The organism is Lysinibacillus xylanilyticus, assembly GCF_001708185.1.
In the GTDB taxonomy this organism is placed as follows: domain Bacteria; phylum Bacillota; class Bacilli; order Bacillales_A; family Planococcaceae; genus Lysinibacillus; species Lysinibacillus xylanilyticus_A.
Window position 1 is genome coordinate 1 of sequence record NZ_MDDN01000002.1, and the last position, 14,511, is coordinate 14,511.

Annotated in this window: 13 protein-coding genes, 1 pseudogene and 1 riboswitch; of the genes and pseudogenes, 1 reads left to right on the forward strand and 13 read right to left on the reverse strand. The window is 35.2% G+C overall.

The window, feature by feature from the left end:
- Positions 1-534: 534 nt before the first annotated feature.
- From gcvPB to BFJ97_RS04770, 12 genes and pseudogenes are all read right to left on the reverse strand, one after another.
- Positions 535-1,998, reverse strand: coding sequence for an aminomethyl-transferring glycine dehydrogenase subunit GcvPB (gene gcvPB / locus BFJ97_RS04715; protein WP_068983510.1), 1,464 nt, complete (start codon positions 1,996-1,998; stop codon positions 535-537).
- On the reverse strand, positions 1,991-3,337 hold the full coding sequence (gcvPA, locus tag BFJ97_RS04720) for an aminomethyl-transferring glycine dehydrogenase subunit GcvPA (RefSeq protein ID WP_068983511.1): 1,347 nt from the start codon (positions 3,335-3,337) through the stop codon (positions 1,991-1,993). The genes gcvPB and gcvPA overlap by 8 nt, the downstream gene beginning before the upstream one ends.
- Positions 3,338-3,362: 25 nt before the next feature.
- On the reverse strand, positions 3,363-4,466 hold the full coding sequence (gene gcvT, locus BFJ97_RS04725; RefSeq protein ID WP_068983512.1) for a glycine cleavage system aminomethyltransferase GcvT: 1,104 nt from the start codon (positions 4,464-4,466) through the stop codon (positions 3,363-3,365).
- 259 nt (positions 4,467-4,725) lie between these two features.
- A riboswitch (glycine riboswitch) is annotated at positions 4,726-4,818 on the reverse strand.
- 144 nt (positions 4,819-4,962) lie between these two features.
- On the reverse strand, positions 4,963-5,478 hold the full coding sequence (locus tag BFJ97_RS04730) for a shikimate kinase (protein WP_068983513.1): 516 nt from the start codon (positions 5,476-5,478) through the stop codon (positions 4,963-4,965).
- Positions 5,479-5,497: 19 nt separating this feature from the next.
- Positions 5,498-5,698 (reverse strand): hypothetical protein, encoded by a 201-nt coding sequence (locus tag BFJ97_RS04735; RefSeq protein WP_068983514.1) that lies wholly within the window; start codon positions 5,696-5,698, stop codon positions 5,498-5,500.
- Positions 5,676-6,101, reverse strand: a complete 426-nt coding sequence (gene comGF, locus BFJ97_RS04740; RefSeq protein WP_068983515.1) for a competence type IV pilus minor pilin ComGF — start codon at positions 6,099-6,101, stop codon at positions 5,676-5,678. Before comGF ends, BFJ97_RS04735 begins: the two co-directional genes overlap by 23 nt.
- A complete protein-coding gene (locus tag BFJ97_RS04745; RefSeq protein ID WP_068983516.1) occupies positions 6,094-6,411 on the reverse strand; it encodes a type II secretion system protein in 318 nt (105 codons plus the stop codon). Before BFJ97_RS04745 ends, comGF begins: the two co-directional genes overlap by 8 nt.
- Positions 6,404-6,844, reverse strand: a complete 441-nt coding sequence (gene comGD / locus BFJ97_RS04750) for a competence type IV pilus minor pilin ComGD (RefSeq protein WP_068983517.1) — start codon at positions 6,842-6,844, stop codon at positions 6,404-6,406. The genes BFJ97_RS04745 and comGD overlap by 8 nt, the downstream gene beginning before the upstream one ends.
- Positions 6,844-7,182 carry a competence type IV pilus major pilin ComGC gene (gene comGC / locus BFJ97_RS04755; protein WP_068983518.1) on the reverse strand — a complete coding sequence of 113 codons (339 nt, stop codon included), beginning with the start codon at positions 7,180-7,182 and terminating at the stop codon, positions 6,844-6,846. Before comGC ends, comGD begins: the two co-directional genes overlap by 1 nt.
- A 10-nt stretch (positions 7,183-7,192) precedes the next feature.
- Positions 7,193-8,266, reverse strand: a complete 1,074-nt coding sequence (gene comGB, locus BFJ97_RS04760) for a competence type IV pilus assembly protein ComGB (protein ID WP_068983519.1) — start codon at positions 8,264-8,266, stop codon at positions 7,193-7,195.
- A pseudogene (locus BFJ97_RS04765) lies at positions 8,244-9,017 on the reverse strand (ATPase, T2SS/T4P/T4SS family); the annotation flags it as partial. The pseudogene BFJ97_RS04765 and the gene comGB, both read right to left, overlap by 23 nt.
- 261 nt (positions 9,018-9,278) lie before the next feature.
- Entirely contained in the window at positions 9,279-10,379 is a 1,101-nt protein-coding gene (locus tag BFJ97_RS04770) for a hypothetical protein (RefSeq protein ID WP_068983520.1), read from the reverse strand.
- A gap of 583 nt (positions 10,380-10,962) precedes the next feature.
- Between BFJ97_RS04770 and BFJ97_RS04775 the strand changes: the two genes are divergently transcribed.
- On the forward strand, positions 10,963-11,841 hold the full coding sequence (locus BFJ97_RS04775; RefSeq protein WP_254660116.1) for an excinuclease ABC subunit C: 879 nt from the start codon (positions 10,963-10,965) through the stop codon (positions 11,839-11,841).
- A gap of 488 nt (positions 11,842-12,329) precedes the next feature.
- Here BFJ97_RS04775 and BFJ97_RS04780 read toward each other — a convergent pair whose 3' ends face one another.
- Positions 12,330-14,285 carry a hypothetical protein gene (locus tag BFJ97_RS04780; protein WP_068983521.1) on the reverse strand — a complete coding sequence of 652 codons (1,956 nt, stop codon included), beginning with the start codon at positions 14,283-14,285 and terminating at the stop codon, positions 12,330-12,332.
- Positions 14,286-14,511: the final 226 nt, after the last annotated feature.

A 14,511-nucleotide genomic window follows, 5' to 3' on the forward strand; every position in this document is an offset into this window, starting at 1 on the left:
TTCCGTCACTCCGCCTTTTCTTTCCGTCGCTCTGCCGTCGCTCTGCCTTCTTTCCGTCACTCTGCTCTTTCTTTCCGTCACTCCGCCTTTTCTTTCCGTCACTCCGCCTTTTCTTTCCATCACTCTGCTCTTTCTTTCCGTCGCTCTGCCCTCTATCCGTAACTTTGCCCTTTCTATCCGTCACTCTGCTCTTTCTTTCCGTCGCTCTGCCTTCTTTCCGTCACTCTGCTCTTTCTTTCCGTCACTCCGCCTTTTCTTTCCGTCACTCCGCCCTTTCTTTCCGTCGCTTTGCCTTCTTTCCGTCGCTTTGCCTTCTTTCCGTCGCTCTGCTCTTTCTTTCCGTCACTTTGCCTTTTCTTTCCGTCGCTCTGCTCTTTCTTTCCGTCGCTTTGCTCTTTCTTTCCGTCGCTTTGCCCTTTCTTTCCGCTGCCTTACTTTTGCTATCCGTCTCTTTTCCTTTTAAAAACCTATCTAAAATAAAAAAAGACGTCCAACAAGTACGAAAATACTTATCGGACGTCTTAATTCTATTAATTATGCTTTTTGATAGCGCAGCACTGGTGTACGAGCAGCGCGTGTTTCGTCTAGGCGAGATACGACTGTTGTATGTGGTGCTTCTTGAACGATTGATGGATTTTCTTCTGCTTCTTTTGCAATTTGAATCATCACATCGCAGAATGCATCTAACGTTTCTTTAGATTCTGTTTCTGTTGGCTCAATCATTAACGCCTCTTCCACATTTAATGGGAAGTACGTTGTTGGTGGATGGTAGCCAAAGTCCAACAGACGTTTTGCTATATCTAGAGTACGAACGCCAAGTTTCTTTTGACGACGACCTGATAATACAAATTCATGCTTACAATGACGGTTATATGGTAGATCATAGAATGGCTCTAGGCGACGCATCATATAGTTTGCGTTTAGTACAGCGTATTCTGTTACAGCTTTTAAGCCATCTGGACCCATTGTACGGATATATGTGTATGCACGTACATTGATGCCAAAGTTACCATAATAAGGTTTAACACGTCCGATTGATTGTGGACGTTCGTAATCGAAGTGGTATGTTCCTTCTTCTGTTCTTACTAAAACTGGTTTTGGAAGGAATGGAATTAAGTCCGCTTTTACACCAACTGGACCTGAACCTGGGCCACCGCCACCGTGAGGGCCAGTAAATGTTTTGTGTAGATTTAAGTGTACGCAGTCAAAGCCCATATCACCAGGACGCGCTTTACTCATAACTGCGTTTAAGTTTGCTCCATCATAGTATACTTTACCGCCAACAGAGTGAATTAGCTCTGCCATTTCGATAATGTTTTCTTCAAATAGACCAAGTGTATTTGGATTTGTCAGCATCAATGCCGCTGTGTCAGGACCAACTACTTTGCGTAAATCTTCAATATCTACTAAACCATCTTCATCTGATTTAACAGTGATAGTTTCAAAGCCTGCAACTGTTGCCGATGCTGGGTTTGTACCGTGAGCTGAGTCAGGAACAATGACTTTATTACGGTGACCTTCACCATTTGCTTCATGGAATGCGCGGATCATCATTAATGCTGTCCATTCACCATGAGCACCTGCTGCAGGTTGTAATGTCACTTCATCCATACCTGTAATTTCAACTAATGACGTTTGTAGATCATAAAGAAGCTCCATCGCACCTTGAGTTGTTGATTCGTCCTGTAATGGGTGAACATTAGCAAAACCTGAAATTCGTGCAACGGCCTCGTTAATTTTAGGATTATATTTCATTGTACAAGAACCAAGAGGATAGAAACCAGAGTCTACACCGTGGTTGCGACGAGAAAGTGCTGTATAGTGACGCATAATATCAAGTTCAGAAACCTCTGGTAATTCTGCCGCTTCCGCACGTACTAAGTTCGCAGGAAGTAAATCTGCAAGATCAACCTCTGGTACATCAAGTGCTTCTAAGCTATAGCCTACGCGACCTTCTTTGGAAATTTCAAAAATGAGTGATTGATTTTCGTTATGCATTAAGAGCCCCCATTTCTGCAACAAGTGCATCAATTTCTTCCTTCGTGCGTAATTCTGTTACTGCGATTAGCACGTGATTTTTAAGAGATTCATATGTTTGACCTAAAGGATAGCCACCAATGATACCTTTTTCAATTAAGCCTTTATTGATTTCTTTCACACATTTATTTGTTTTCACAACGATTTCGTTAAAGTGTGCACCTTGGAATGCAACTGTAAAGCCTGCCGCTTCAAAAGCATTTTTAGCATAGCGTGTTTTCGCAATATTTTGAGTAGCCATTTCACGAACACCTTGTTTACCTAGAGCAGTCATTGCTGCAGATGCTGCAAGTGCAAGAAGTGCTTGGTTAGAACAAATATTAGAAGTTGCTTTATCACGACGGATATGCTGTTCACGCGCTTGTAATGTTAATACATAACCACGACGACCTTCCCCATCCACTGTTTCACCAACCAGACGGCCTGGAACTTTACGCATAAGCTTAGTTGTTACGGCAAAGAAACCACAGTGTGGACCACCGAATGCTTCAGCAATACCAAAGACCTGTGCATCCCCTACACAAATATCAGCACCAAGTTTACCAGGTGGTGTTAAAATACCTAGTGCAAGCGGATTTGAAGATACAACAAATAAACTTTTTGCCTCATGTGCAATGTCGCCAATTACTTGTAGGTCCTCTATTTGACCAAAGAAGTTTGGATATTGTGTAATTACAGCTGCTGTATTATCATCGATTAGTTCTTTTAAAGCTGCTACATCTGTCACACCATCTTTTTGAGGAACTGTAACAATTTCAATGGATTGGCCGTATGCATATGTAGCAACAACATCTCGATACTCAGGGTGAACCGTTTCAGATACTAAAATTTTCTTACGGCGTGTATGTCCAGCTGCAAGCATGCCTGCCTCAGCTAGTGCTGTTCCCCCATCATACATAGAAGAGTTTGCTAGATCCATACCTGTAAGCTCTGCAATCATCGTTTGGAATTCAAAAATTGCTTGTAATTCCCCTTGCGAAATTTCTGGTTGATACGGAGTATACGCTGTGTAGAACTCTGAACGAGAAATAACATGGTCCACGATAATTGGCTTATAGTGATTGTATACGCCTGCACCTAAAAACGATACGTTAGCATTTGTATCCTTATTTTTTGCAGCAAGTGCCGATAATTCTTTTAATAAAGCTGACTCTGATTTTGCATCTTTAATATCATATAGGCCTTTAAAACGTACTTTTTCTGGAATATCCTCAAATAACTCATCAACTGAAGATACACCAATTACGTCTAACATTTCTTGTTTATCTTGCTCCGTCATAGGTAAATAACGATGTTTCATAAATGTAGCTCCCTCTTTTCAAATATTATTTTGAACGCTTGTAAAACGGTGTTTCTACTGTCACTACCTTTAAGTGCTTACCACGAATTTCGATTTCTAATTCAGTTCCGATAGTTGCGAATTGGCTGTCAATTAATGCGTTACCAACATTACGTTTAGAAGAAGGAAGTTGAGTACCTGTTGTCACTTCACCGATTTCCTTACCGTCCTTAAATACTTTATAGCCATGTCGAGGAATTCCTTTATCGATCATTTCAATGCCCACAATTTTACGTGACAGTCCATTCTCTTTTTGCGTCACTAATGCATCATGACCAAGAAAGTCTTCTTTATTTAATTTCACAGCAAAGCCAATACCCGCCTCAAGAGGTGAAATTGTCGCTGATAGCTCTTGCCCATATAATGGAAGACCTGCTTCAAAACGAAGTGTATCACGGCATCCTAAACCAGCTGGCACAACGCCTTTGTCTTTTCCAGCCTCTAAGATTTTATCCCATAACGCTTTAATATCTTCTGGAGAGCCGTATAATTCAAAACCATCTTCTCCTGTGTAACCACTACGAGAGACTAATGCTTTATGACCAGCAACTTCAACATCTGCTTGGAAGCGGAAGTATTTAATGGCACTTACATCAGTAGCTGTTAATGATTGAAGTACCTCTTCTGCTAATGGACCTTGAAGGGCAATTTGTGCATAAGCAGAAGATTGATTGTCGATTGTGACATCAAATTGATGTTGATTTTCCATCATCCAATCATAATCTTTTTCGATATTTGCAGCATTGACGCACAATAAATAATGCTCATCGGCTAATTTATATGTTAGTAAGTCATCGACAACACCACCATCTTCATAGCACATTGCATTGTATTGCGCTTGACCTACTGCAATCTTCGAAATATCATTTGTCAAAAGATTTTGTAAAAAATTTAGAGAATCAGGACCAGTTACTAAAATTTCACCCATATGTGATACATCAAATAAACCTGCACGATTACGTACTGCATCATGCTCTTCCTTAATAGAAGAAAATTGTACTGGTAATTCCCATCCACCGAAGTCAATTGTTTTACCACCATATTTTGCGTATTCGTCAAATAGAGGTGTACGTTGTAATTCGTTCGTCATTCTTTTTGCCCCCTTATTGTTAGTTCCATTTTTACTGGTAGTAGTTCGTCTGTTTTTGTATTAGTACAATGAATGTTCTGCCAATTCATTTAAATGCTTAAACAAAACATTTTGACATAAAAAAAGACAGACGAACCCCTTTTCGGGATTCTCTGTCCTTGCACCTGAAAGTTACACCAGACTGGCTCGCATTGTTACAATGCCAATCAGCCGGCTTTCTCCTTCGGTGGCTGTTGTAATACAGCTCTCTCCAGAGTTGCGTCTTGTACGAGTCCTTTTACCTGAGAGATTCATAACCTTTGCTACTTGCTCCTTCGGTGACGTCTACAACGTTCTCTCCCCGCACAATCATCCGCCCAAGATTTATCTTGGTACTATTTAGTATTCAATGAACTTTTAGTTACTTATTTGTCTATATCCTAACATTAATTGCATTGAAAAGGCAATCATTTTTTAAATTATAATAAAACACGAACATTAAATTTAATTTAAAATGTTATCGTTCGCCTTTCAACCTTTTAACTTGGAATACTAAATACTCAAGAATTTGACGGATTGTCCTACTCTCTGTTAACACCTGTATATGTCCTGCCTCACGATAGAACTTTCTTCTGTAATGATACAGATTCTCTAGCTCCTCTTTTGTTGAACTCTGTACGATTGGTCTATTTGGATCATGCTGTATTCGTTTGTAAATATCTTCGAATGTCGCATCTAAAAAAAACACGAGTCCGCTGCGTCTCATTATTTTTCGATTTTCAGCATTGACTGCAACCCCACCACCTGTTGAAATAATACAAGCTTCGTCTCGAAAATTTTCTAAAAATTCTGTTTCTATTTCTCGAAAACGTACTTCTCCGTATTTTTCAAATATTTGTGGGATTGTCATACCTTGCTGCCTAACAATTTCACGATCCATATCATAATATGGCATCTTTAGCAAATAGCTTAAACGTCTTCCTAACGCACTTTTCCCGCAGCCCATAAAGCCAACTAAATATATTTTTCGCATTCGAATCACCTTCTTATAACTACGATTCTACACTGTCTGACAAAATTTGTCCCAATAAATTTATCGTAGCTCGAACATTCATCTTTTCTAGCCCTTCATATGTTCGAAACTGAATTTCATAAGACGTATAATACGTAAGAACAAAAGTAGTTACAAAAAATAATAATGCAATTGCGATTAAAAAAATAGCCCCTCTGTCATTTTTCAATAATTGGTACATAGAAGGTTCGCTCCTTTTGGATACCGCTTGGAAATTCAACAGCTACCGTTAACATATTTTTTTCATATTTGAACTGGCATTTATTTATACCAATTAACATTGGCACATGACCACCCTTTACTTGATCACGAATTAGATTGCTATAACAATCAATATTATGAATGGTATCTGCCGTTTGAAAAGTTATTCTCTTTTGATCTTTTCGAATCGTAAATGATGAAATATCCTCTAAATATATATTCAAATCATAAGCAAATAGCTCCCACTTCGATTGTTCATCAGAAAGTACCGTTGTTTTCATTTCTGCGAACCAAAGCATAATGAAAACAACAAGATGAGCAATAAGCACAAAAACAACTAATTGAAACAACGCTTCTAATAATGTATAGCCCCGCTCATTCATCGACTTCACCTGTCAACTGGATGCATTTTTTACGCAATTCTCGTGTATTTTGAAAGCTTACACATATCCCCTGCCCATCAAAAGCCCAATTATATTCTACATTTTCGATTGTTTTAGAGCCTTCCACTTGCTGTAAAGAGCGATAGTGCTTTAAGCCCTCATAGGCCGTTTCAGCTGCTATAACCTCTAGCTTCTTGTTGTAAAGAGTTGTTTTCATAGTGTAGCTAATGGGTATTAATGTCGTGCATAAAAACATGACAATGACCACTGATAGAATCGTTTCAACAAATGAATAACCAGATTCATTCAACTCTCGACCTCCCTCGCCCTAACGTAATCACAACTTTTTTAATGCCCTGGGGTGTATTAAAATAAATAGACCCTGGAGTCATGATGTTCCCATAGTAGTTAAATATAATCGTGTGCACCGAACTCGAATCAGGAATGAATTCAACCCCTTTCGGAAAAGGGCGTGCATATAATTCGGTATAAAAATCTTTTTTAATGATATATCTTTTTGATGAACTCTCAAACTTCATCGAAATATATTCTCTTTGATGCATACTATAAGTTTGTATATATTGAATATCTAATTGAATTTGTGAAAAAAATTGTTCAAGCTCCCGATTTTCCGCTGCTTTTAACGAATACTTTACGACAATTACTGACAAACACATAACGATAAACAATACCATTAGCATTTCAACAAACGTAAAGCCACGCTCACTTTTTATAACAACCATTATCCACCAGAACCTGTTTCAGCAGAGGTCTTTGCTAATCGTACTTCCCCTTCATTAGTGATCATAATCTCTTCCTTATTAGGACAGGTCGTTTCATTTTTCTTTAAATAGCCTTTTGCTACTAAATCTTCAATAGTTGGATAAACCATAAAATCTACTCGATACGCCTCTACCTGCCCCTGCACCATGCTAATATATGCTTTACAGCCCTTCTCATCGATCGTAGCAAAATGTTTCGTAACGTTTGGAATTGTGATTAAAATTAATATTGATATAATCAACAAGACTATTAGCATTTCGATCAAAGTAAATCCGGCTTGCTGCTTTATACGTTTCATTATTATCCTCCTAAACTAGTTCAATCATGTTATATATTGGTAATAATAAACTGACATATGCGGCAACTATGCACAGTGCAATAATGATAAAAAAGCTCGGCTGCACAAACGCAAGGATTTTATGCAATAGCTGCTCCTGCTTTTCTGTCAATAATTCGCTATACAATATTAGCTCTTTCCCTAAATAGCCACTGTTTTCTCCATGCTCAACAAATGTCGAGAAATCCTTCTGCCAAACTGCCATCAAATTTACAGCTTGTGTTAACGTATCACCGAAAACAACACGTTCCTTTATACATCGAGCCAGATATTGGAGAAATGGTTGAAGTCGCTGCTCCTCTAAAATTTGTAGACTTGCCTGTAAAGAAAATCCACTTTGTAGCAGACTTCCTAAATACGCAGCAAATTGTCTCGTCAAAGATATTCTTACCCAAATCCGAATAAATGGGGTTTTTAGGATCATATTTAGCTGGTGAGCAATTGGTTGTCGTTTGAGATAAAGCTGAAAAATCAAAATGCTACAAATTACTGCTATCGCTACGACAATTAGAGCATCAGGAAAATGTAACAGTATTTTTGACAAAGCAACGCTCGTCTCCTCTGTGCCGGTAGTTCGATTTGCCACCATTTTTTCTATATTGGGAAAAAATACGGTGCGAAATACTAAAAACAACAGCAACAAAAATAGTATGAGTACCATTGGATACAAGAGTAGCTTCATTAATTTTTTCTTTGTGGACTCACTCAAAGCCATTTGCTTAGCCACACCTTTTAGCGTCTCAATCATATGGCCATTGTTTTCTGCAACTGTAATAGCCACTAAATGCTGTTTTGAAATATGCAAAGCTTCAAGAACTCCCGAAACACCGACTCCTTGCCTCAGCTTCTCATTGATTAGCTTTTGTATTTCTTCATGTGCTTTAATATGATGGGGCAATAGAATAGAAATAGCTTGCGGGAATAAATAGCCTTCCTGCATTAGCACGCTTAATCGACTAAAAAAACGAGCTTGTTCCTTTACTTGCCAAATTGTCGCCTTTTTATATTCAAAACGAATTCTCTCAATAAACTTTTGTATTCGCATAGTTCTGGCTCTCGATTAATTCTCTTTGACCTGTAAGCGTTACATCATGTGGTAGCTCAAAGCTAGTTTTTTGCTTAATTGCCTGAAGGGCACTTTGAAGATGAGCGTTGCTTAATATTTCAAACAATGCGCGACGTTCTTCCTGGTTAATTGGCGATTGGAAAAGTGTTTGAGCAACAACACCTACCACAGTTTGACGAAGTTCTTCTACTGAAACGCCTAAGTCCATGAATCGATAAAGGCAATTGACTGAATCCTTGGCATGAATCGTCGTTACCACTAAATGACCTGTTAACGAAGCCTCGATTGCGACTTTCGCTGTCTCTTTATCACGTATTTCTCCAATCATAATAATGTCAGGTGAGTGGCGTAAAATAGCCTTTAAGCCTGTCGCATATGTAACACCAGCTCGTTCATTCACCTGAATCTGAAGTAGATTAGCCTGATTATTTTCTACAGGATCCTCTAATGAAATGACGTGTCTATTTAACTCTGAAGAACAATAATGGATCAAAGAATACAAAGAGGTTGACTTACCAGAGCCTGTTGCACCAGTGAAACATAATAGCCCTTGTCGGTGTTTCACAAGTTCCATTAACATCTCTGCCGCATGCTTGGAATAAGATAGGGAAGTAAGTGGGAAAGTATGATTTTGCAAAAGAAGCCGGATAATTAGACTTTCTTTTAAAAATACTGAGGGAAGTGTAGAGACACGGAAGGCATATTGATCTTGTTCCATAGCTTTATGGAAGGCGCCACTTTGGTTTTATTAAAAGTCAAGAAATTAATTAAAGTACCCGATAACTAGATATCCAATTATAATGTCACACATTATATAGGTATTAAGAAAAGGATAGATGAACAGGAATTATACCTGTTTGTATCTATCCTTTTTGCGCACCATATGACCACATTAACTACTACAACATTAAATTTCCCTCCACTAATACCACAACAAATAATCATTTGTTTCTTCAATAATCGCGCTCTTGAATTGAATAACTAATATATACTAGTAGATAATTTCTTTAATTAACTTTTCAACAATATTCATTTCCTTATAAACGGTGGTTAACAGGTTTTCTAAAGATTCAGATGTTAGTGTTTCTACCATAATTTCGAAATAGTTTTTGCTCAATGAAGGAGTAATCTCCTGAGAAAGCCTATAATGAAACAGATTATTTCTAAAAGTACTGCAATTAAATATTCTATTATGAGTCTCTATTACTGCGGTAATCGTTTCTTGTTGTTCTTCTAGAGCTTCGAAATAGCCTGATTCAGAAGCAAAACCTATTGCTTGGACAGAGTAATAGTAAATCAATAATTGAATTCTGTATTTCAGTGGATGTTCGTCTATTAGTAAATCTAAAATATAAAGGGCGAAATTTAATTGACATTGCATATTCATTAAATATAATGAAACTCTTTCATCCATAAAATTATTAAAAATATTTCTACGTTTTTCTGCGCTGTAGATATAATCTTGGTAAATGAAGTCTTCACAATCTAAATTAGTAATGTAATCCTCTCGCTTCAAATGTGGTGACGTGTATCCTTCTAGCACAGAACAAAACTCGTTTATGTACATAGCGACCTGTGTACTAAATTTGAATACATCCTTCCCAACTTCCCCTACACTTGAATTAAATGGTTTAATATATAAATTTATTTGACTGCTGTTAGCATACGGCTTATTTTTATAATAGAAAACACCTAAATCGTCTTGTCCGAATGCTTTTACATATGCTAATTGTTCTTCAGTATATCCTTTTATTAACTCTTGATGAAATTTTTTTATATCACTATCTAGCATCTCTATTGAAGTTCTTAGTTTTTTTTTATCAGTAAGTAATTTGGAACTTACTCTTATTTTTTTGATAAGCTTCGTAAAACTCTCTCCATTTATATCTTCAAATTTACTAGAAAGTACAACAGTATCTTCAATCAGAAAAAGACTATCAATTCCATCAACAATCAATGAAAGATACGGTAATAGTGAATTTGAGATATTTGATTGAATATTTTTTGGTAAGTTTATTAATCTGTAAATCATTTTTTTACATTCGTATACTTCACTGATTAACTGGCTTCTAGAGACTTGCAATAAATCCATATCTACCACCTCGGTTAATATCTACTTTCTTTATTCTCTTACGTTAAACGGCTCTCTAGTCCGAAAGGTACTATCACTGGCTCAAAACTGTGCATACATGGCTCAATTCACTAACAATAATAAAGAGACAAAGATTCTGTTTAACTATGCTGTCATATAGTTTAAGTAAAATATCTCACAAAGTCCATACTAGCGATATCAAAAGAATTCATATCTCTGGGTACTATACTCCATTGAATGGCCCGTTTTTACTATAGGAAACAGACCTATAGCGAAAAGTGTTGATTTAAAATAAAGATTGATAATTTATAAAAAAGACACGATGTTTTGAATAAAGTCGCGACGTTTATAAAAAAGTTGCGATGTTTCGCCTCTTTGGATAGGAATATTCTAAAGGGGGTGTTTTTATAGTTAAAGGGAAAAGAACATCTGAAGTTGAAAAGTGGATTAAGTAAATGTTGGGTGACAATAGAGTTGTTCCGTTAAAGGATTATTAAAAGGAAGAAATTTCTTGTGGGAATTATGAGGATTTGAAATAATGGAATTCTTAGAATTATAAACAAAAAAGCGAGGGTGACAATAGATGGACAATGAAAAGTCCCTAGAAATACTTCGAGTAATCACAGAAAGAGAAATAGCTTATCAAAGAGCAGTAGCACTATCAGTTCAAGCACTTACAGAAGATGAACGAAGTTGGATAAGGCAGGTTGTTAGTGGTTACGATGCTGATTCTCTTACAATATCGCCATCCTATGTCCATCTAAAAAAAATACAGTTTGAACGTAATGCAAATAAAGAAATTGTGAGAAAAGAGTTAGATGCTCTAAGTAAAGAAATAGAAAAATTTACTCCACAAGAGTTGATTAAACTTGGTAATAAAAAAGAAAGAGATAGCCGAGGTATTGAGGATTTCGAAGGTATTTATATCATACATAATCTAGTAAAAGATATTTATTACGTTGGACAATCAATAGGAGTATTCGGCAGGGCTTATAAGCACTTTGTTACAAATCCAGCAGAAAATAGGGCTAGGTATTCACTAAGCGTTGAATTCAATCTTCCTGAAATATATGAGGATTATCGTTTAGGAGAAAAATTTAGTATTAGTTTAATCCCTTTAGAGAATACATCATTTTCAACTCTAGACGAGTTTGAGTATAATGCTATAAGTGCATATAATGCATCAGTTGAATATGGTGGTTATAATCGAACACATGGTAATGTAATAAATAAAGGTTTTTTCAAAAATGATGACCTCGAAAAAGCTGCGAGCTTAATATTAAATAAGATAAAAGGAACGGAAATTTTTTCAACCCTTACAAATGATAAACTAAGGATGAAGTACACCAAGACTTTATCCTCAGAACTTGTATTGCCAAGCAATCCACCTTTTCTCCTTAACTTTGTTAGGATGATAAAAGAGTATCAAAAGGCTAATAAAAAAAGAATTTATAAGAAATGATCAAACTTTATTATAAAAAATTGATAATAAAATTCAAATAAACCATCCTTTTGATCAATCTTTTTTTCAAAAGGATGGTTTTTATTTGCAATAAAATAGGGATTACAGGGAACTTTTTAATCAAACTTTATTCAAAAGCTACAAAAAGTAAATAAATGAGGTCATTTAAGAGGTCAAATAAATAAAAAGTACACCACTAATATATAAGTGATGCACTAATTTTTATATTATGTGTGACATTAAAGACAAGTTATTATTTTCATAATAAAAACATACACTCACTTATCTTTAATTTACATAGTAGGACGGGGTAAAAATATTATTATCTAATTTTATAACAGGCTTTAATAAGTGTTTTTTTATCATTAGACTTTCACTTAGACCAATTAATCAAAATTAAGACTCCCTACGATTAGAAAATGACTTGATTTTCTCAACCATGTCAAACTACAACTACCCTCAATCAATCTCCATTATTTAAGTTAGTATTATCTAAAGTGCTTTTTAATGAGCTTCGATTCTGATTCAGATAAATTAACCCCAACATGAATTGTTTGATTTATTTTGAACTGCCTTACAAGATTAAAAATTTCAAAAGAATGTTCTGTTTTACGATATAAGTCCTTTGTAATCTCTATTTGAGGTGGAGAACTCAAATACTGATAAAATTTTTCATTATCTAATGGCCCTCTATAGATATCAAATTTAGTACTTGGAATTTCAATATATTTACCTTTATCAAAATACTTTAGTAAAGGTGGTTTTCGACTAATAAACTTCACTAAAGAAGATTCATCAACCATATATACGCCATTAACAAAAATTGGAGCTCCCATCATCGATGTAGTTAGTAATATTCGGTGTACTTTCTTAGGTTTAAAATTCGCTTCTAATTCTAACTGCTCAATTACAAAATTAATATTTTCTTCGTAAAAATCCGCTATTCGGTTTAATTGATAGGTTTCTTCATATAATTTATATAAATGATTAGCATGTTGTCTGACTGTAAAAGGTTGAATGTGAGCTTTACATTCTATAAAGTACAACTCATCATCCAATACAAAAGCAATGTCACACTCATATTCTTGATTTGTTTTTTTATACAAGGACGAGTTTTTCAGATGTTTTAAATCTAGGGAAGCCTTCATTCTTTCCTCAAATTCAGGTCCTCTGAAAGCCAAATTAATATTTCGGTTAAGAAAGTTAGAAGCCAGTGCTCTAGAGGGATCAGCATTAGAAGTTAAGGAAGGTATTAAAACTAAATTTTCATCAAATTTTATCAAGGGACAATCTATTAAATCTTGACTTTTATCTTCAAATGTAAACATTCGAATTATTTCCTTCGACTCTACTCTAGTAAATCCATTCTGTTGAAAAAGCTTTTCCCATTTACTGTTAGGCTTACAAATACAAACCTTATCCAAATTAAAAATCGATAATTTCCCTCTTCCCTTCAAGAATTTTTTAGATTCTGAAGTTAATAATCTGTATGCACGGATCCAATCAATTAATTTAATATCATTAACTTTCTTTTCTAAAAAAGGATCGCCAAAATATTGTACTGCAAATAAATAGTCTAATTGGTGGTCTATATTATTTAGAGTGTCATCAGTAATTTTCTCTCTCGTTTCCAATACATTTTGTAGTTGTCCTAATTTCCCCATCTGCCACCCTTGACGAAGATTTAAAAATCTCTCATTAGAGACAACGTTATTTAGTTCAAAATTTTCATCCATAATTTCAAATTGTATTTTTCCTTGATTATCTCTTTTAACACTTACATCTGAATACTGCCAGTACTCCAAAATTTCATTTATAGTGTTCCAGAACTCACTAAAAAATATATGATACCAAGATGATTTTAATGTTTTAGGAGATATATTTCTTTTAATTCCTTTAAAGCCGTACTGTTTAAATTTAAAGTATTTTAAAATCATTCCTGATGATTCAATTGCCGAGTTAAATAACGCTTCTCTAGTATTAATATCTGTAAGCTCTACCTGAGAAGAAATATCTAATTCATCACTGTAATGAGATTCCTTAAATGAACTTAAATATAATTCTAGTGAAATTAAATAAGCTGCTACTTTGTAACTATCGTGGATTTGTTCAAATTCTTTAAAAAACCCTTCTCTTTCCTCAGTCAAACTTTCAAATAAATATTCTATAGATTCTATTTCCGATAATAAATTACTGATTTTTTCTATATCTGAACCTTCAATTTGCATAATAATATGCTCAATAACTTCTTTGAACTGTTGCCTTCTTTTAGAATTGTTAAAGATATTCACAGCCAATCCAGATGCCTTAAGTATATTTAAAACCTGTTCTATATCTTTTTCTTTCAAAGTCTTATCCAATAAAACTTTAAAGCTATCTATACCTTTTTTTAATTCATTTTCATATTTATAAAAATTAAATCTTTCAATATTTGTAAGAGCCAATTTAGTTTACTCCCCACTGTTCCGCACCTAATTAATCGGAGTTTTCTGTTGATTCAAAATCTATTACGAATATAATTTTTAATAATCGAACTAATTCTTTTTTCCTTCCGCAAAATTATGGTCTTATTCAGGAAAGAGGCTATGTTAATTTAAATAGAGTCTATACAAATTAATTAGAGAAAAACCCTAACTTTGTCAATATGACCCGATTATCACTCTACAAAAA